Annotated in this window: 21 protein-coding genes and 1 pseudogene; 9 read left to right on the top strand and 13 right to left on the bottom strand. The window is 43.3% G+C overall.

Annotated features, from left to right (window positions below):
* Positions 1–19 precede the first annotated feature (19 nt).
* The 5 genes from BB781_RS05275 to BB781_RS05255 form a co-directional block, all read right to left on the bottom strand.
* Entirely contained in the window at positions 20–322 is a 303-nt protein-coding gene (locus tag BB781_RS05275; protein ID WP_242492536.1) for a hypothetical protein, read from the bottom strand.
* The gene (locus tag BB781_RS05270) at positions 319–1,230 is read right to left on the bottom strand and encodes a DUF7490 domain-containing protein (protein WP_094227457.1); all 912 of its coding nucleotides are present in this window, start codon (positions 1,228–1,230) and stop codon (positions 319–321) included. The genes BB781_RS05275 and BB781_RS05270 overlap by 4 nt, the downstream gene beginning before the upstream one ends.
* A 145-nt stretch (positions 1,231–1,375) precedes the next feature.
* On the bottom strand, positions 1,376–1,663 hold the full coding sequence (locus tag BB781_RS05265; protein ID WP_094227456.1) for a MazG nucleotide pyrophosphohydrolase domain-containing protein: 288 nt from the start codon (positions 1,661–1,663) through the stop codon (positions 1,376–1,378).
* Positions 1,664–1,678: 15 nt separating this feature from the next.
* Positions 1,679–2,500, bottom strand: coding sequence for an imidazole glycerol phosphate synthase subunit HisF (hisF, locus tag BB781_RS05260; RefSeq protein WP_094227455.1), 822 nt, complete (start codon positions 2,498–2,500; stop codon positions 1,679–1,681).
* A 315-nt stretch (positions 2,501–2,815) separates the two neighbouring features.
* Positions 2,816–3,439, bottom strand: coding sequence for a hypothetical protein (locus tag BB781_RS05255; protein WP_094227454.1), 624 nt, complete (start codon positions 3,437–3,439; stop codon positions 2,816–2,818).
* A gap of 120 nt (positions 3,440–3,559) precedes the next feature.
* On the opposite strand from BB781_RS05255, the gene BB781_RS15290 reads away from it, so the two are divergent.
* A complete protein-coding gene (locus tag BB781_RS15290; RefSeq protein WP_129582634.1) occupies positions 3,560–3,799 on the top strand; it encodes a hypothetical protein in 240 nt (79 codons plus the stop codon).
* A 383-nt stretch (positions 3,800–4,182) separates the two neighbouring features.
* On the opposite strand, the gene BB781_RS05250 is transcribed toward BB781_RS15290, so the two are convergent.
* Positions 4,183–4,674, bottom strand: a complete 492-nt coding sequence (locus BB781_RS05250; RefSeq protein WP_094227453.1) for a metal-dependent hydrolase — start codon at positions 4,672–4,674, stop codon at positions 4,183–4,185.
* A gap of 6 nt (positions 4,675–4,680) precedes the next feature.
* Positions 4,681–5,934 (bottom strand): signal peptide peptidase SppA, encoded by a 1,254-nt coding sequence (sppA, locus tag BB781_RS05245; protein WP_094227452.1) that lies wholly within the window; start codon positions 5,932–5,934, stop codon positions 4,681–4,683.
* A 134-nt stretch (positions 5,935–6,068) separates the two neighbouring features.
* Here sppA and metG point away from each other — a divergent pair, with 134 nt between their 5' ends.
* The 3 genes from metG (at position 6,069) to BB781_RS05230 (ending at position 9,230) form a co-directional block, all read left to right on the top strand.
* Positions 6,069–8,108: a methionine--tRNA ligase gene (gene metG, locus BB781_RS05240; RefSeq protein WP_094227451.1), complete on the top strand. Its 2,040-nt coding sequence runs from the start codon at positions 6,069–6,071 to the stop codon at positions 8,106–8,108.
* Between the two features lie 127 nt (positions 8,109–8,235).
* On the top strand, positions 8,236–8,946 hold the full coding sequence (locus tag BB781_RS05235) for a SagB/ThcOx family dehydrogenase (RefSeq protein WP_094227450.1): 711 nt from the start codon (positions 8,236–8,238) through the stop codon (positions 8,944–8,946).
* Entirely contained in the window at positions 8,943–9,230 is a 288-nt protein-coding gene (locus BB781_RS05230) for a helix-hairpin-helix domain-containing protein (RefSeq protein WP_094227449.1), read from the top strand. The genes BB781_RS05235 and BB781_RS05230 overlap by 4 nt, the downstream gene beginning before the upstream one ends.
* 22 nt (positions 9,231–9,252) lie before the next feature.
* On the opposite strand, the gene BB781_RS05225 is transcribed toward BB781_RS05230, so the two are convergent.
* Positions 9,253–10,173, bottom strand: a complete 921-nt coding sequence (locus tag BB781_RS05225) for a ribose 1,5-bisphosphate isomerase (protein WP_094227448.1) — start codon at positions 10,171–10,173, stop codon at positions 9,253–9,255.
* 140 nt (positions 10,174–10,313) lie between these two features.
* Between BB781_RS05225 and BB781_RS05220 the strand changes: the two genes are divergently transcribed.
* Entirely contained in the window at positions 10,314–11,339 is a 1,026-nt protein-coding gene (locus BB781_RS05220; protein WP_094227447.1) for a Fic family protein, read from the top strand.
* A gap of 22 nt (positions 11,340–11,361) precedes the next feature.
* Here BB781_RS05220 and BB781_RS05215 read toward each other — a convergent pair whose 3' ends face one another.
* Both BB781_RS05215 and mntA read right to left on the bottom strand, forming a co-directional pair.
* Positions 11,362–11,769, bottom strand: coding sequence for an HI0074 family nucleotidyltransferase substrate-binding subunit (locus BB781_RS05215; protein WP_094227446.1), 408 nt, complete (start codon positions 11,767–11,769; stop codon positions 11,362–11,364).
* Positions 11,742–12,068, bottom strand: a complete 327-nt coding sequence (gene mntA, locus BB781_RS05210) for a type VII toxin-antitoxin system MntA family adenylyltransferase antitoxin (RefSeq protein WP_094227533.1) — start codon at positions 12,066–12,068, stop codon at positions 11,742–11,744. The genes BB781_RS05215 and mntA overlap by 28 nt, the downstream gene beginning before the upstream one ends.
* Before the next feature lie 132 nt (positions 12,069–12,200).
* Here mntA and BB781_RS05205 point away from each other — a divergent pair, with 132 nt between their 5' ends.
* Positions 12,201–12,632, top strand: a complete 432-nt coding sequence (locus BB781_RS05205; protein ID WP_094227532.1) for a DUF61 family protein — start codon at positions 12,201–12,203, stop codon at positions 12,630–12,632.
* Between the two features lie 91 nt (positions 12,633–12,723).
* Positions 12,724–14,091, top strand: a complete 1,368-nt coding sequence (locus BB781_RS05200; protein WP_094227445.1) for an NAD-dependent succinate-semialdehyde dehydrogenase — start codon at positions 12,724–12,726, stop codon at positions 14,089–14,091.
* Positions 14,092–14,100: 9 nt separating this feature from the next.
* On the opposite strand, the gene BB781_RS05195 is transcribed toward BB781_RS05200, so the two are convergent.
* The 3 genes and pseudogenes from BB781_RS05195 to BB781_RS16070 all read right to left on the bottom strand — a co-directional run.
* On the bottom strand, positions 14,101–14,880 hold the full coding sequence (locus tag BB781_RS05195; RefSeq protein ID WP_094227444.1) for a GNAT family N-acetyltransferase: 780 nt from the start codon (positions 14,878–14,880) through the stop codon (positions 14,101–14,103).
* Positions 14,877–15,047: a hypothetical protein gene (locus BB781_RS16075; protein ID WP_242492553.1), complete on the bottom strand. Its 171-nt coding sequence runs from the start codon at positions 15,045–15,047 to the stop codon at positions 14,877–14,879. The genes BB781_RS05195 and BB781_RS16075 overlap by 4 nt, the downstream gene beginning before the upstream one ends.
* A 93-nt stretch (positions 15,048–15,140) precedes the next feature.
* Positions 15,141–15,245 (bottom strand): annotated as a pseudogene (locus tag BB781_RS16070) (DUF3795 domain-containing protein); the annotation flags it as partial.
* Positions 15,246–15,459: 214 nt separating this feature from the next.
* On the opposite strand from BB781_RS16070, the gene BB781_RS05185 reads away from it, so the two are divergent.
* Both BB781_RS05185 and BB781_RS05180 read left to right on the top strand, forming a co-directional pair.
* Positions 15,460–16,827 (top strand): NAD-dependent succinate-semialdehyde dehydrogenase, encoded by a 1,368-nt coding sequence (locus BB781_RS05185; RefSeq protein WP_094227442.1) that lies wholly within the window; start codon positions 15,460–15,462, stop codon positions 16,825–16,827.
* Between the two features lie 2 nt (positions 16,828–16,829).
* Positions 16,830–18,467, top strand: coding sequence for an acetolactate synthase large subunit (locus BB781_RS05180; RefSeq protein ID WP_094227441.1), 1,638 nt, complete (start codon positions 16,830–16,832; stop codon positions 18,465–18,467).
* The last annotated feature ends 6 nt before the right edge of the window (positions 18,468–18,473 follow it).

Genomic DNA, 18,473 nt, shown 5'->3' with positions numbered 1-18,473 from the left:
GTTGAAATTGGAAAAGAAGTTACTTCTTTTCCTTTTTATTCAACACGTAACTTTTGAGGATATACAAACCCATTATTATCACTGCCATGTTATAGAAGGCTTTGATGATGGGTACGTATTGGTACTCGAACCATGTGTAAATTATATTATCCACTGTGAAATAGAGCTGAAGTGCGGAAATGGCAATGATGATGCCTATCAGTACCAGCAGGCCACCTTTGAAATAGTCTTCTGTGGTTTTGTCCTTCTGTTCTTTATTCACTTTTGGAGGAACTGCGACTTTTTCATATTTTTGTTCCTTTATGTCTTTTTCCTCGTTCATTGTAATCTTCTCCTTACCATGTATAGTGCTGTGATAAGTGATATTGCTGCAAACGGCCATGTAAATCCAGGGCTTGCTTCCTCAGAAGTCTCCTCTGGTTCTTCGTAGAGCCATTCTTCTTCAACTACGAAGTCACCCGTATCTACATTCTTATTCTGTACCTGCTGGTCTCTGTCAATGACCTTTTCAGGATTCAGCTGCACATAGTCTTCTCCGGTTATGATCATCGTGTTACCTTTCCATACGCTGATTTCTACGATGTAGTTATAGTTATCAGGCACAGTAAGGTTGATGCTTCTGATGGCAGTCTCCTCAGGCTTTATCTCTCCTGAGCTTATCCACTTCTTGTCAGCGATCAGCCTTGCATCCATTTCCCTCGCTTTCACAAGTATCTGATAGTCTTCGGTGGTCTCTGCCCCCTCATTCTTCAGGTAGATATCATTTTCAATGACAACTCCTTTGGCTGTGACTCCTCTTACAATGAAATCTATGCCTTCTATCTGGATGCCTGTTTCCTGGAGATCAGTTGGCAGGTTCTCAATTCCTGACAGGCTGACCTGTCGTTCGGAACTGACGTCACCGTCTTCAATGACCGCGACATTAATGCGATAATTACCGCTTTTTGGAATGTGTATGGTCTCTATTATTGTTCTTGTCTCTTCTTCCGCTATAAGGCCAATCTCTTTTTCCTGCTTCAGTTCGAGCAGGCCTGTTCGCTGGTTGAACACTTTGGTCATCAGGCTTACATTGTCAGTGCTGTCAGTCCCCTGGTTCTCTATGTATGTTGTTACATTGAACCATGCATAAGTGCTTTTGACACTATCCACGGACATTTCAATATCTGTAATCCTCAGTTTTGTCTCTTCATCAAATTCACGCAGGCATCCGCCGGACGCTGCAGAGAACAAGATGATGACAAGTATCAGAAAAGAATAGGTTAAACGTCTGAATGTTATATTATCCCCTTCTTAAATAGAAGGATGGATACTATTTATACATTTTGAATTATTTATGCATTATGCAAATTTACTGACACCTGTTGAAGGGAAGAGTTTAGTCCGTGCAGATGCACGGATTCTTCCTGCATGTAGGACACTTATCAGGGTACTTTTCAAGGAAAGCAGCTTCAAGGTCAACATTATAGAGGTTTGCAAGGGCGGCTATCCAGGCAAAACAGTCTGCAAGCTCCTCCCTTATGTTATCCATATCGTCCCTGCGGATGGCTTCTGCAAGTTCACCGACCTCTTCTACAAGCCAGAGGGTGGTGGCTGGTGCGCCTCTTCTCCTGTCGTTATGGGCGTAGAGGTCATACATACGTTTCTGGAATTCTGAGATTTCCATGTCTTTCGCCTGTCCTTAAAGTCTTACAGGAATGTCCTTTTTCCTGAGGTATTCCTTTGTGTCGTTGACGGTATACTCTCCAAAATGGAATATGCTTGCTGCAAGTGCTGCATCTGCCTTTCCTTTTGTGAATCCTTCGTACATGTGCTCAGGATTACCTACACCACCGGATGCGATGATCGGTATCTCAAGTTCATCGGAAAGTTTTCTTGTGATAGGGATATCGAATCCATCATAAGTTCCGTCCTTGTCCATACTGGTGAGCAGTATCTCGCCGGAACCAAGTTCATCAACCTTCTTTGCCCACTGGACCGCGTCTATTCCGGTTGGATGCCTCCCACCGTAGATGACCACCTCATACCATGCAGGGGTGCCGTCTTCCAGCTCCAGTATGGTCTTGTCAGGATTATCTTTAACATTCAGGTTCCTTTTGCAGTCGATGGCTGTGACGATGCACTGGGCACCGAATATTTCCGATGCATCCCTTATAAGGTCCGGGTTCTTTACAGCAGCAGTGTTGATAGATACCTTATCTGCGCCTGCCCTGAGTATCTGGCGTATGTCTTCGATGGAGTTTATCCCGCCTCCAACAGTTAGTGGAATGAAAACCTCATCAGCGGTTCTTTCGATTACCTTCACCATGGTACCTCTCCCTTCATGGGATGCGGTTATGTCAAGAAAAACAAGTTCATCAGCACCCTGTTCATTGTATCTCTTGGCAAGTTCCACAGGGTCGCCTGCCTTTCTCAGATCAACAAACTCTATCCCCTTGACAACTGTCCCGCCTGCTTCATCAAGCGTAACGTCAAGACATGGAATGATCCTTTTAGTAAGCATGTATTATCTTTTCCCTTGCATTGCTTTTTTATTCGTATCCCCGGCTCGAAGTCAGATGATATAGATGATATCGGTAGTATGTTTAGAAGATATGAATGCTTCAATTTAATACTTGCTGCAGGATCCCTGTAACAAAATAGTAACCTGATGTGCAGTGAGACAATGGTAACAGAGTTAATGATAACGTTTTTTATCCCCGGGCTGTGTTCTCCAACTGCGCAGTTTTCCATTGGTCTGCAAAAAAACAAAGGACGATGGATGTAACATCCAGTCTTATCCGATGAAGACAGTATAATAAAGGCTTGAAGATCCATTTCATCCGCTAATGGTCACAAAATATATCATTCTGTCCGAATCTATTGGGTACAGCATTATTTTCGTATCCCCTGCTGAAGAATCGGCAGTCTGCGGGTCCGTTACGTCAATCTCTATGTCGTTGATAGTGAAACTACCGGAAATGACATCGATAACCATCCTGTCACTTATGCCCATTATCACTTTATGTGTACTTAACGGAGAATATATGGCAGTGCTTCCATGTGAAGAAAGGACCATCCTGATCTCTGCAAGGTCTATATCATCTCCACCTTTATGTTCAAGCAGATACTTACTGTCACCGAGTGCTGAAGCCTGTATTGCAGGTTCCGGTACAGGTTTTGCCGGAGTACTGGCCGTGCTGGTTTGTTCAGTTTGTCCGGCGGGCAAAGCCATCTCACTGCCCGGACTTTCAGCTTGAGTTGCACCGAGTGTGGTTTGATTGTTCTGCTCTGCTTCTGTACTGACATTATTGTGCTGGTCCGCTTCATATCCGGGCTGTTCCGGTATATTGATATCCTCTTCGTTGTTATCAGGTCCTGATATGCAACCAGAACCTACCGTAGCCAACACTATCAGGCTGATTGCCAAAATCACATGAACATAAATATGATATGTCTTCACCTAAATCCCCCTTCCCTTTAGACTTATTATTTTGTTTATTTGTATGCTATTTATTTCTTCTCATCACGGCCTGGCAATCATTGCTAAAGTTTTTATGTTCTGTTTTTCTTGGACGTGTCCTTGAGTTATTTACTTCTTTTTTATATAATAGTAAACCAATTTATAAGGAAGGGGAAAACCACTTCCGAAATAGATTTGCCAGAGTTTTGTTGCTTAAATGCTGATTGTCCTGATTATGGATTAAAAGATCAAGGAAACATAGTACTTAAAAAAGGAAGTATTCGTGGAGTTACAAGAGCTACTGAACATGATAAAGACACAATTTGTAAATGGTTTAAGCTTGCAGGAGCTCATTCTTAAGAGGTTACAGATTACTTCCTTAAGGATCTGAACCTTAAGAGAGTAGAAGTTGATGAGATCTGATCATATATAATAAAAGCAAAAGGTTATGTGATCAGTACAGTTTATCATATTGTTTTTGGAGATCCTAAAGAAATATTAGGGATGATTGGAGCTTGTTCAGATGACTACATTAGTACTTCATATGTAGAAAGGATTAATCTCACAATCAGAACATCTCTTGCCAGGCATGCGGGAATATGGAATAATCACTTCAACAATTTTTAAATCTTACTTCTACAGATTTATAGAACTGCTCTGCACAGGGCATAGATCAAAAAATAATATCTGTGTACATCTACATGTAACTGCTGTTCTAAATCAAAATATAAATGCATATACGCTCAATTCCGCAGCATGATTTTCCAGTGCCGGTAGCCGTAAATTCCCATTGCGGGCAGGAACGAGAGCAGGCAGATCAAATATATGGTTTCAGATCCCACAGCTTTGAGCAGAGGATTGGCTGTCAGGGGCCACAGTGGTCTTATGTCCGTATAAAGAAAAGAATCAAGCAGCACATGGCTCCACGTTCCTATTATTGAGCCTGATATTACCGACATAAAGGAATATGTTTGTTCTATCCTCATTTTGTCAGTAATTTTCTGTAACCGTCGTCTTTGTGAAAATAGCAGCCATGCAAGCAGAAACGCAATCAATGTTGCACTCAGAAAAGTATGAAATGGTCCGTGCAGGGGTCGGCAACCTGCAAAGAGGCAATAAGTGGCTCTCACATCAACAATTATGCTTCCCAGAAGAATAGAAAAAAGGTTGACCCTTTTCTCTAAAAGTTCTCCGAGCAAAAAGGCCGGTCCCAGATGAAACGGTGTGAAAGGCATTCAATATCAGCTTAACTGGCCGTATGGATTTTCTTCATAGTAGCGAAGGAATTCTTCTGCAGAGACTGTGGCTTTGGATTCGGAACCAAAGAGCAGGCTTGAAAGGGATGGTTTATTCATGTAAATAATAGTTCTCTCTCCTTTGATACCACCCATCTCTGCTGCCATGTCAATGGCATCGTAAAGGTTACCAAACTCATCCACAAGGCCAAGTTCTTTTGCTTCTCTTCCGGTGTATATCCTGCCATCTGCAAGATCTTTGACCTCACTTATACTCATACTCCTGCCTTCTGCAACATCACGTAAAAAGTTTCCGTAAACTTCTGCAACAACCTTATTGGCATATTCCTTTTCATCATCTGAAAGCCCTCTCCATGAGCCCCCCATATCCTTGAATTCTCCAGATTTCACTATGTAGAATTCAACTCCTTCTTCTTCATAGTATGCTGAAAGGTTCTGGAATGTCCATATAGTTCCTATGCTTCCTGTCATGGTAGAAGGGTTGGCAACTATAAGGTCTGCGGGTGCAGACAGGTGGTAGGCTGCACTTGCCGCTACATCTCCCATAGAGATAATAACCGGTATTCCACTATCGCTTGCCTTCTTAACCTCGGTGTATATCTCTTCTCCAGCAGTTGAGGATCCTCCTCCACTATTCACTCGCAGGACAATGGCTTTTACATTCTTATCCCGCAGGGCCTTTCTGATGTTATCTGACACTTCTTCAGAACTTATATACCCAAGTCCTCCCGGGATGCTGCTGGTAATAAGAGTACCCTGTACGTATATGACAGCTACTTTTTCATTTGATGAGTAAAGGTCGCCGTTAAATGTCTGGTAAATGACTGCAAAGCTTGCACCTATAATGAACAAAAGAACAGCAACAATTGTTATGTATTGCCATTTGCGGCTTTTCTTCTTAACTACAGAAGACTCTCTGAAAGGTTTGTTGTAATCAGTCATTGTTTCTTTTTTTGGTTGAGCTTTTTCTGTTACCTCAGTAGCTCTGGAATTAGTATCATTCACGGAGTCCATTTCATCGATATTATTTACTGGAGGCCGGTTAATCACGGTTTCATCAATCTTTGTTTCTTCTGATTTGTTTAAAACAGAAGTTTCCTCTTCTTCCACTTTATTTATGATGTCATCAGATTCGACGCTGGTCTGGATATCATCTGTTTTGCTTTCTTCATAACTATACGGGTAAAGATGATATTCGACATCATCCTCTGTTTTTTTATCTGAATTATCTCCGTTCATCTCTAGATTCCATCCCGGTTATTAAATGTATGTGCACATTCAAAAACCTTGCCTTATGCCTGGCAAGCGAAATATATTTTATAATTGCATGCAATCAAACATCAGAGATATTGAAAATTTCCTGGAGAAAATAAATGTCAAACATTCCTTCTGATAAAGCCGTGCTTGTAACTTGTGGTCTTCCATATGCTAACGGGAAAGCTCATGTCGGGCATCTTAGAACTTATATTCCTGCAGATATTTTTGTTAGGTCCCTAAAAAAGAACTCACAGGAAACAACATTCGTCTGCGGTTCTGATACTCATGGAACTCCTATTGTAGTAAATGCCGAGGAACTTGGGATCACACCTAAAGAACTCGTACAGAAATACCATGTACACTTTGAAGAAGTATTCAAGAAAATGGGTGTTAGGTTTGATGCTTTTGGGACAACAGATGATGATACAAACCATAAGAGAACTTTGCAGATCGTTGAGAAACTTATAGAAGAAGGTTATCTTTACCCTAAGACCATAGAGATTGCTTACTGCCCAAAATGTGACCGTTTCCTGCCTGACAGGTATGTTGCAGGTACATGTCCCCACTGCGGTGAGAAAGCACGTGGCGATGAATGCGACCAGGGATGTGGAAAGCACCTGGAGCCGGGAGAACTCAAAGAGCCTGTATGTACTATATGCCGGGGCCCTGCTGAGTACAAGGAACAGGAACATTTCTTTTTCAAACTATCCGGATTCAAGGATTTCCTGCTCGAACACCTGGAAAACCTTGGTGGCACCCTTAATGCACGCAACTATGCGCTGGGATGGGTAAAGCAGGAGCTCACAGACTGGTGTATCACAAGGAACCTTGAATGGGGTGTGAAATTCCCGGGACACGATGACCTTGTCGTTTATGTATGGGTGGATGCACCTATTGGTTATATGGCATTTACAGAGCAGTGGGCAGAAGCTACTGGTGGTGACTGGGAGAAATTCTGGAAGGGTGACTGTCCGATAATCCACTTCATTGGTGGGGATATCATCTACCACCACTGTATTTTCTGGCCTGCAATGCTCAAAGGAGCTGACTACAGCCAGCCATCTGCAGTTGTTGCATCGGGTATGCTGAAGATAGAGGACAAGACTTTCTCAAAGACCCGTGGTTATGTGGTCTGGGTTGAGGAGGATTACCTGGATCATGGTTTCCATCCTGACCTGCTAAGGTATTATCTTGTAAGCTACACCTCGCATACAAAAGAGGTCAATTTCTCATGGAAGATATTCCAGGATAAGATCAACACCGAGCTTGTAGGCGTGTTCGGTAATTTCCTATACAGGAACCTGCTCTTTGCTTACAAGAACTTCGGCGTGATCCCTGAGGGAGATATCGACCCGGAGGTAATTGAGAAGATAAACTCCACTATTGAAGATGTCATAAGGGCAAATGCAGAATATGAGTTCAAGAAGGCTGCAGATACTGCAATGGCTCTTGCATCATACGGAAATTCATACTTCCAGTCAAATGAACCCTGGAAGCTCATAAAGGAAGACAAGGATGCCTGCGGAAGGGTAGTTAAGAACTGTATCCAGATAGCTAAGGCGCTTGTCCTGCTATTCGAACCTATGATCCCTGTCAGCATGGAGGTTGCCTGGAAACAGATAGGTATGGACTCTGATATCCATACTGCAACTTACAAGGAAGCAACTATTCATGTGGTTAGCGGCACCGCACTGGTGCAGCCTGAAATACTGTTTACAAAGATAGAGGATGATAAGATCGAAGAGATGACAAAGATATCCTCAAAACGTGTAAAGACGGCCATGGCTAAGGAAGCAGGCATAAAGGAAGAAGTAAAAATGGAATTCAAAGAAGAAATAGAATATGATGATTTTGCAAAGCTTGACATAAGGGTTGGAAAGATAATTTCCGCCGAGAAGGTAAAGAAATCAAAGAAACTCCTGCGCCTCCTGGTCGATATAGGAGATGAGGAACCAAGACAGGTGGTCGCAGGTCTTGCAGAATACTATGAACCTGACGAGATGATAGGCAAGACCGTGAACGTGCTTGTCAACCTCAAGCCTGTGAAGCTCTGTGGTGTCGAGTCCCAGGGCATGCTCCTTGCAGCAGATGCTGGCGAGAGGGTATCACTGCTGACAACGGATAAGGAAATGAGCCCGGGTTCGTGTATTAGATGAGTTCGGATTTTAGTTGCTCTTTTTGGTCATCAGTGAGTTTTGAGGGGCAACACGTATAAAGAACGAACGAGGATTTCCACTTATAGAGTAAGGGGCGATCAGAATTAGTGGAATTGGCAAAGATTTCATGGAAAAGACACAGTACCGCTATCTTGGCAGGTCGGACCAGTCCATGGGGTATCCCCAGCCAGACTTGGAACTGGGTCCACAGGACAAGGACAAAGTCATAGACCTCCCGCAGCCAAAGGATGTTAAAGTTGAAGATATCAGCCTGAGGCAGGCTATCGAAAGGAGAACGAGTGTCAGGAACTACAGTTCAGAATCGCTTTCAATGGAAGAGCTTTCATACATGCTCTGGTGCACTCAGGGAGTTAAGGAAGTCATCAGGGAAGCTGCAACCTTCAGGACTGTACCTTCGGCCGGTGCCAGGCATGCCCTGGAAACCTATGTGCTTGTGAACAATGTCCAGGGACTTGAAAAAAGCCTGTACAGATTCCTTCCCATTGAGCACAAGCTTGTTGAAATCGACATGGACAAGAACATTGCAGATAAGATAAAGCATGCCTGTCTTGACCAGTCCTTTGTTAAGACAAGTGCAGCGACATTTATCTGGACAGCAGTGCCCTACAGGATGGCCTGGAGATACGGACAGAGAGGGTACAGGTATCTTCACCTGGATGCCGGGCACGTGTGTCAGAACCTGTACCTGAGCGCTGAGTCTGTGGGCTGCGGGGTCTGTGCCATCGGGGCGTTCCTTGACGAGGAGATCAATCCTGCACTTGGTATTGACGGTGAGAACGAGTTTGTCATATATGTTGCAACGGTGGGGAAAAAATGAGAGACGCACAGGCGGTATCTTCAGCCTATAAAACTACTGCAAAGGAACTTATGCGAATCCCGGGGGTGGGAAAAATGACCGCAGAGGACCTCTGGAACCTTGGTATGCGTAATATTGCAGACCTGAAGGAAAGGGATCCTGAAGAGCTCTATCTTCAGTTATGCGACCTTCATGGAACAAAGCTTGACAGATGCGTGCTCTACGTGTTCAGGTGTGCTGTCTATTTTGCATCCAGCGATGAGCACGACCCGCAACTTCTGAAATGGTGGAACTGGAAAGATTAGAATCCTTCGGATTCTTTTACATTTAAACTGCCAGCTCAAGTCCCAGATAATCTTTTATTACCGTGAAAGCCATGGTTGGCGGGAAGGCTCCCACTTCAGTAATTATTAGATCGATGTATTCTGCCGGAGTCACATCAAATGCAGGATTCCTGACCTTGACATTGGGAAGCTCCCTGAGGATCTGCGCATCTATTACCTCATCAATGGAACGGTCCTCTATCTCAACCATTTCTCCAAGAAGGGTCCTTGGACTGAATTTGTAGGTTTCCGCGGCAACAATAACATTCCTGCGGGCTTCATGTGCTGCCATTGCAAGCTGGGAAGTGCCTATCTTGTTAATTAACGCACCGTTAACGGAAATAGAATCAGCACCTACCACAACAAGGTCCACTTCTTTCATTATCAGCCGCACAGCAGAATCCACTATCATGGTCGTGGGAATGCCATAATCATTCAATTCCTTGATAGTTATCAAGCCCTGCCTTCGGGGACGGGATTCAGTAGCAATTACCGATATGTCCTTGCCCTGGTCAAAGGCTGTTTTGATAATAGAGAGCGCTGCGTGGGAATTGCAGTGTGTCATTATGACATCACCATCACGAATACGCTGAGCGCCTATCCTTCCTATTTTACCAAGTGCCTGTTCTGCATTTTTAATGAATTTCTCCGCATTCCCGGTTATTTCATTAATGGCATCATAGACATTTGTAGCACTGTGTCTTTTTGTGAGAGCAACGGAATTGGGAAGAGACACAGCAGTTGGTCTGGTGTCCACAAGTGTCTTTGCGGCTGCTTCGAGCTTAAGGTTGAATTCACTTAAGGGCAGGGATTTCAGCGACATTGCATAGTCCCGCAATGCGGCTGATGCTGCAACTGCAATCCTTCCTGCTCCCCGGATCTCCATTGTTCTTATCTTCTCTGCTGTAGTATTCAGATTATCCATAATTATAACTCGTATTTAAAGAATTTATATTTGGCCAGTCAATTAATATCAAATAAATATCAAACAGCTTTAACAGGAACAGATAACAGAAAAAGATAATAGTTGACTGAGGCATAAGCTCCCTGAAGGATACCTGAAACATGTACAAGCCTAATTTCCACTATAATGACAGGACAGTACGCCTGCTTGCAAGAATACAGGCAGCAAGGGAGATAATTCTCAACACCCACGTGCCTCCGGCATGGGAAAGAAGGCTGCAGATCAATAACCTTTTCAGACTCGCCTATCATGCTACAAGCCTGGAGGAGAACGGGCTTTCTATCAGGCAGGTTACAAAACTGGTTAACGGACAGGATATATTCGGGGACGAAATAGACAAGAAAGAGGTCCTCAATTATCTGGAATTGAATGAGTACCTTCAGAACATTGAAAATGAGGACATCTCCGAGGACATGATACTCACACTTCACAGAATAGCCATGAAGGGGATAGTTCCTGAAGATGAGCTTGGCAGGTATCGGACAACTGTGGCAGAGGGGTTCATGGAACCTGAAAGAATCAGATATTGTGTCCGGGATCTGATAGACTGGGTTTATAGCGAGGAAGCTGTGGAAATGCTCCCTGCATTGCAGGCGGGGATAGTGCACTATGAACTGTATCGCATGCATCCTTTTGAAAGAGCTAGTGGGACCATTGCCAGAAGCATATCCACATACATTCTGGGAAAGAATTTCAGGGAAGCAAAAAAACTGTTCACCATTGAAGAGTTCTTCAACCAGAGAAAAAAGGACTATTTTGAGAAACTGGAAGGCAGCAACGGAAAAGAACCGAACATTAATGACTGGCTTGAGTACTATCTCTACGGGCTTGCATTAAAGGTGTCAAGGGTTGAGAACGCAGTATTGAACATCAGCCGCGACCACGGGACTGTGGGAAAGTATATTCAGACCGGACTGAAAGACCGGCAGATCAAAGGCATTAAATTTGCACGTGAGATGGGAAAGATCACGAATAAGGAATACCAGAAACTCTGCGACCTGGGCGTTTCAACATCAAAACGGGACCTTCAGGAACTTGTTAAGAAAAAGATATTCGTGCAGGTGGGAAGGACCGGTCGCGGGACTTATTATAAGCTCAGGTATGATCACCTGGATGAGTTGATATGATAGTTTATATGGAAATTGAGGGTCAATCCAGTCCCGAATCCCTGATGATATTCGTGTAAATCTTGTTCATCAGGCCGTAATACCCTGCAAGTTCCTTGTATATCTCTTCAGCCACATCTTCATGATATGTGTGAGTCGTCATGTTCCTGTCATCGGTCATGTACAGGGCCTGCATGCTTTCATCCTCATTTATGAGGTGCATTTTGAAAGCTTCACGAAAACATGATTTCGGGGAATTGCATACAATACCTTCCCTTTCGAGAAGGTACTCCTTGATGAGCTTCCATATAGCTTCGAAGGTATATTCGAACCGCTGGATGGCAGCGTCCCTGATTATGACGGAGTATGGCTCATCCATTATCTCCTGCAAAGTCCCCAGGGCCCTTTTTGCAACCTTTGCCTTCATCTGGATATTGTACTGTCTTTCCATATTTCTCCCTCATCAAGCACTTTCTGTCTGAAATCCTCTGAAACAGCAGACAGGTCAACCAGATCCACAGTATAGGGAATGTTCATATCCTCTAATTCAGCTCTCAAAGCAGTTAACTTTTTTCGGTCATACTCATCAAACGGCAGGATACCGATATCGATATCTGATGTGCAGTGGGCATTTCCCCTTGCTCTTGAACCGAACAGGACAATCCTGACATCCTCGTCCTCAAATGCTTTGAGAACTGACGTCTTTACTTTTCGAATGGACTTTTCAAATATCTCGGAATTACCAGGCATTCTCATGTTCCTTTTCTGTTCGGTTTATCGTAATCTCTGTTTACTTTATCAGATTACAGCTTTAAATTGTTTGCCAGATTCTTATGCTCAAAACCGATTTCAAGTATAAGCAACATAAAAAAACCGGATAATATGTCCGGTAGATACCCTGCATCTGACGACTCGATCCTTATGCGATGGATGAGGCTGGAAATCGGAAAGATAAATGATGGCATCGTTTCTAAGCGTAAGAGCCTTGCCCAGCTCCTAACGGAAGAAAAGCCAGCCTCATGGACAAAATCAGGCAAAGAACATGTATTTGACAAAGATGTGCTGCAAAGTCTGAGTGAAAAACTGCCCTTTGATCTTCACGAAAAACTAAAACTGCCCATCATTTTCTTTTCGGATACACAGGTCCCTGACAGTTGTTATCTCAATGACCCTCTGGCTCTTGAAGCATTCCAAATAGTTGGAGAACTGAGTATGATGCGCCGGATGCAGCAGGGAAAACTCTGGGTTGCCAGGTCCATTGTTTATACAATAATGAAAAAATATCCTACTGTCGTGCAGATTGCCATGAGATAGACAGGAGGATAACATCAACTCTCATTTTTGATCAATCAATAATACCAAATATGGGACATTTCAATTATATCATTGATTTAGAGGATTCATCATGACAAACATCTCATCCATAAACCCCTCAACAGGCAAAGTTATCGGCAAGATCGAATTACACACTGACGAGCAGGTTAGCCGAATGCTCAAAAAGTCTGCTGAAGTCTTCAGGGAATGGAAAAGAACGGATGTTTCTGAGCGTAACGAGCTTCTGCGTAAATTTGCAGAGATACTGCGAAAGAACAAGCAGGAATATGGAAAACTCATCACAACTGAAATGGGGAAGGTCATGAAACAGGCTGTTCCCGAGGTCACAAAATGTGCCACCATGTTCGATTATTTTGCTGACAATGCAGAGAAGATGCTTGAACCTGAGCCTGCGGAAGAGAATTCATGTGATTCCATGATACATTACGAACCCATGGGCACTGTGCTTGCGATCAAACCCTGGAACTTCCCGTTCTGGCAGGTTCTCAGCGCAGCAGCGCATGTACTGGCAGGCGGAAATGTCATGCTTCTCAAACACTCCAGTTATGTGCCCATGTGTGCGCTGGAAATTGAGAATATTTTTCTGGAAGCTGGGTTTCCTGAAGGGGTCTTCCAGACTCTGCTAATAGATGGAAAAACAGCATCTTCGCTTATCTCAAGGGATGATGTCAAAGCAGTATCATTCACCGGAGGATATGATGCAGGACAGAAGGTTGCGGAGCTTGCTGCCCATAACATGAAGAAAATCGTGCTGGAACTCGGTGGCAGTGATCCATTTTTAATTCTTGATGATGCAAACGTGGAAATGGCGGCAAAGGTTGGCGTGCCAAGCCGTTTCATCAATACCGGCCAGACATGCATAGCAGCAAAGCGTTTCATCGTAATGGAAGATGTGGCAGAGGAGTTCACTGAACGATTTGTGGAACTGACAGGGAATCTTAAAATTGGGGACCCCATGGACCCGGAAACAGACATTGGTCCAATGGTCAGGGAAGAGCAGGTGCATATACTGGAAAGCCAGGTCAGTGACGCTATATCAAAGGGTGCGAAAGCCCTGATTCCCGGAGGGAGGATGAAAAGTGAGGGTTACATGTACTCGCCAACTGTCCTGCGCAATGTTAGCAGGAATATGAAGGTCATGAGAGAGGAGACATTCGGACCTGTGGCACCGATAATTACTGTGAAAACTGAGGATGAAGCCATTGAACTTGCAAACGATTCCGAGTTCGGACTGGGTGCCAGCGTATGGAGCCAGGACCGTAACAGAGCCATGAGAATCGCCTCTGAACTTGAAACCGGGATGATTGGCATTAACTCATTCTGTACACCGCAGGCATGCCTGCCATTTGGCGGTGTTAAGAAAAGCGGCATGGGTAGGGAACTATCAAGGCACGGGTTCTATGAGTTCATGAATATCAAGTCAATAAAGATGATGTGAAAGTAAAAGTTAAGCTCTAATTTTTTTAGTTATGATATTCATAAATCTCGTATTACTTATCGGGTGATGACTTATAATCTCACCATTGTAAATGATGCAGAAAGTCCCGAAAGCACATGGAGAATCCTGTACAGCATTTGAATCTTCAAGATCAAGCAATGTGGCATCAATACCGAATTCATTTCTGGCAGATCTAAGGATGTCATTTACATTTTTTTCGGTATATGGACACTGGACCGAACGCATGATAAAGAGACCATTCCTGTAGTTCTCTAACTGCTGTTCCATACTTTTGAACTGGGGATCGGACGCATCCTCATTGAATTTCAGGGCCAGCAATTCAAAATCAGGCTTAGCATTATCAACCGAAATGAATCCCTTTTTGACAAAAATATCTTTATTTGCCATAAATGATCCTTTTCTTGTAACAACGGCGACCCCATCCATACCCTCATTTTTCGCCTCTTTGAGGCATTCATCTATCAGAGAAGAAGCATAGCCTTTGCCTTTGAACTCTTTTTTAAAGCCAACAAAAATGCAGTGGATGAACATATATCCTTCAGCATCCACAGGTCTGTGAGCATATTTTCCGGGGATATACTCAAGCATACCCTGATAACCACCTTTTTCGGAAACAAGTACTTTTATCCTTAAACCCTTAGGATAGTACTCTTTGAACCAGTCTATCTTTCTCCTCAGTTCAAGATGCTTTTTCACATCCTTATAACCGCAGACTCCGTATTCAGAAATGTTCTCCGGGGTCAAATCAACGATCTCGATACCATTCATAAGTCATCACCAGCATTCCGACCAATTTCACCACAGCTGTAACAGTATCCTTTATGGACACAAATAGTTCCACCACATTTAGAACAAGTCCATTTTATTCTCTCATTTTCTAAAAACACTGTGAGACCTGATTTTTGTATCGTCTCAAGGTTTTCAATCATACTCATGTGGTATTTTGTTCGATATCTTTTATCTAGATGCTTCAATTTATCACATGGAAAACTATCGCATTCAAAACAAAACAGAGCATTGCCATTTTGAAAGGTTGTGCAATTCTTGATCTTACATTGGATACAGGTAACAGGTTTATTGAGATCAGATCCTCTGCAACCTGAACATTTTTTCCTTTCCCGCAGGTATGACATGCAGATGCTACAGTTCATCCCGCATGGAGCAATAATTGAGGTATTATCTGAAGGTTCCATAGCAATTATTCATTCTTTTTATTTTTCAAAACTATTCCGGTAAAATACTCATTTTAACAATATTTTTAAATTAATTATATATCATATAAACTAATTAAATAAAGAAGGGAATGAAAATTTCCCTATTCTTATAGATGCTCAAGGGGAATTCCAATTGGGAAAAATAAGGTCTGTTAATCCTGCAACCGGGGAATTGAATGGGGAGTTTGATCTCTGTTCTCAGCAAGTGGTGGATAAGAAAATAGAAGGATCAAGAAAAGCATTTGCTGAATGGAAAAAAGAACCCCTTCTTGAGAGAACTTTTTCTATTGAATGTGTTGGGGAAGTCCTCAGGAACAGGGAAGAGGAACTCGCTGAAATAATCACAAAGGAAATGGGCAAGCCGATCAAAGAATCACTTGCAGAGATTGAGAAATGTGCATGGACATGTGATTATTTTGCAAGGAGCGCAGAGAGCTTCCTTGCACCGGAGTTTGTGGAAACCGATGCTGAAGCATCCGGTTTTGTCTATGAACCTGTTGGTGTCATACTGAGTATAATGCCATGGGACTTTCCTTTCTGGCAGGCATTGAGATCCGGGATACCTGCCCTTGCAGGCGGAAATACCGTACTGCTGAAACATGCAAGTAATGTACCTATGTGTGCTCTGGAAATTGAGAACATCTTTATCGAGGCAGGATTCCCGGAAAATGTATTCCAGACGCTTCTTGTAGACGGCCCTACAGCATCCTCATTGATTCCAAGAAATGAAGTCAATGCTGTATCTTTCACTGGCAGCCGACCTGCCGGAGAAAAGGTTGCAGAAGCCGCAGGAAGAAACATAAAGAAATTTATTCTTGAACTTGGAGGGAGTGATCCCTTCATTGTGCTGGAAGATGCAGATGTTAAAAAAGCAGCAAATGCGGCAGTTTTAGGCAGGTTCCAGAACTGCGGACAAAGCTGTATTGCAGCCAAACGTTTACTGATTGACGAAAAAATTGCGGAAGATTTTACAGACCTGTTTATTGATTACACCAACAATCTCAATATTGGAGACCCCATGGATCCAAAAACCGATATGGGACCCATGGCAAATGAAGTGCAAAGAGAGAGAGTGGGTGAGCAGATATCTAAAACCATTAAAATGGGAGCTAACGTAGTACTGGAAGGGGGAGCAAAAAATGGAGACGGATTTTTCTACATGCCAATAGTGCTCAATAACATAAACAAAGAAGCTCCTGTTGCCATTGAAGAAACTTTCGGACCGGTAGCACCTGTAATAACCTTCAAAAATGAGGAAGAAGCTATTAAAATAGCCAACTGCACAGAGTTCGGGCTTGGTGCCAGCATCTGGAGCAGGGAAACTGAGAGAGCAATGAAAATGACAAGACACATCGAATGTGGCATGATCGCTATCAACAATATAGTAGGCTCAGATCCACGGCTGCCATTTGGCGGAATGAAGAAAAGCGGTGTTGGAAGAGAATTATACCGTAACGGAATGCTGGAATTTATGACAGTCAAATCCATGAAGGTGTATTGAATATGAAAGCCAGCGACCTTTTTGTGAAATGCCTTGAAAAGGAAGGTGTTGAATACATATTCGGTGTACCGGGTGAGGAAACAATTGACCTGACAGATTCTCTTTTGGGGTCTAAGATAAAATTCATCCCCACAAGACATGAACAGAGTGCCGCTTTTATGGCAGATATGTATGGAAGGATAACACACAGGCCCGGAGTCTGCCTTGCAACCCTGGGACCGGGAGCTACTAACCTTATCACTGGCGTTGCAGATGCACAACTTGACAGAGCACCTCTTGTTGCCATAACAGGCCAGTCAGCACTTGAAAAAACGCATAAGGAATCTCACCAGTATATCGATATCGTGACCGCCTTTAAGCAGTTCACAACCTGGAATTCAAAGATAACAAGACCTGATTTCATCCCCGAGATCGTTCATAAGGCCTTTGACATCGCCGCAGACCGCCCCGGGGCTACTCACATCGAACTTCCGGAAGATGTGGCTAAGGAAGAGACTACAAAAGAGCCTATTTCCAAAAAGACCTATCCACATATCAGCCGGCATGATGAAAGGGAACTCAAAAGGGCTGCAGATATAATAAAAGAGAGTTCAATGCCCATCATTCTTGCTGGAAACGGTATCTTCAGGGAAGAAGCTGCCATTGAACTGAGAAAATTTGTAGATTTTACAGGCCTTCCGGTTGCAACCACATTCATGGGCAAAGGTGCGATACCTGCTGATGATGAGCACTACATGGGTTCAATGGGTATCAAAGACCATGACCACATCATGTGTGGTTTTGAAATGGCTGACCTTATTATCTGCGTAGGATACGACTATGTGGAATACAGCCCCAGGTTCTGGAACCCTGACAGATCAAAAAAGATAATACATATCCATAACGACCACCCGGAGATAGATGAAAGCTATATGCCTGACGTATTGCTTATTGGCAACATCGGACAGGTACTTTTCAACCTCAGGCATCAATGCGATTTCCAGAGAGATATGCCTGAGAGATTCGGCAGAATTCGCTCCAGGATGAAAGCAGAAATTGAGGATTACAGAAATGATCTGTCATTCCCGGTAAAACCACAGAAGATACTCTACGATGTAAGAGAATCCATGAACAGGGATGACCTGCTGATAAGCGATGTAGGAGCCCATAAATTATGGGTCGGACGGCTTTTCCCTGCATATGAACCCAATACTGTCTTTATGTCCAACGGACTTGCAAGCATGGGATTTGCACTTCCTAGTGCTATTGCAGCAAGTTTGGTCAAACCTGAAAAAAAGATTGTTGTCATTGCGGGTGATGGCGGTTTTCTAATGAACCTGCAGGACCTTGAAACTGCTGTACGGCTTGGATGCAATTTTGTCGTTGTCATTTTCAATGATTCAAAATACGGACTCATCGAATGGCACGAGAAGAAAACTTTCAACCAGACAATAGGTATTGACTTCACAAATCCTGATTTTGTTATGCTGGCTAAGAGTTTTGGGGCAAGAGGTGTGAGAATTGAAAAGACAGAAGATCTGAAGCCAAAGCTAACTGAAGCACTCAATGCAGGTGGTGTCTGGCTGCTGGATGTACCGGTTGATTATTCAGAGAACATCAAGCTGACTGAAAAACTGAAAAGCAATTTCTGCGAGATTTGAAAATGA

Source organism: Methanolobus psychrotolerans (genome assembly GCF_002243045.1).
Lineage (GTDB): Archaea > Halobacteriota > Methanosarcinia > Methanosarcinales > Methanosarcinaceae > Methanolobus > Methanolobus psychrotolerans.
The sequence above is the reverse complement of the archived record's forward strand: the minus strand, read 5'-3'. Positions and strand labels throughout refer to the sequence as shown.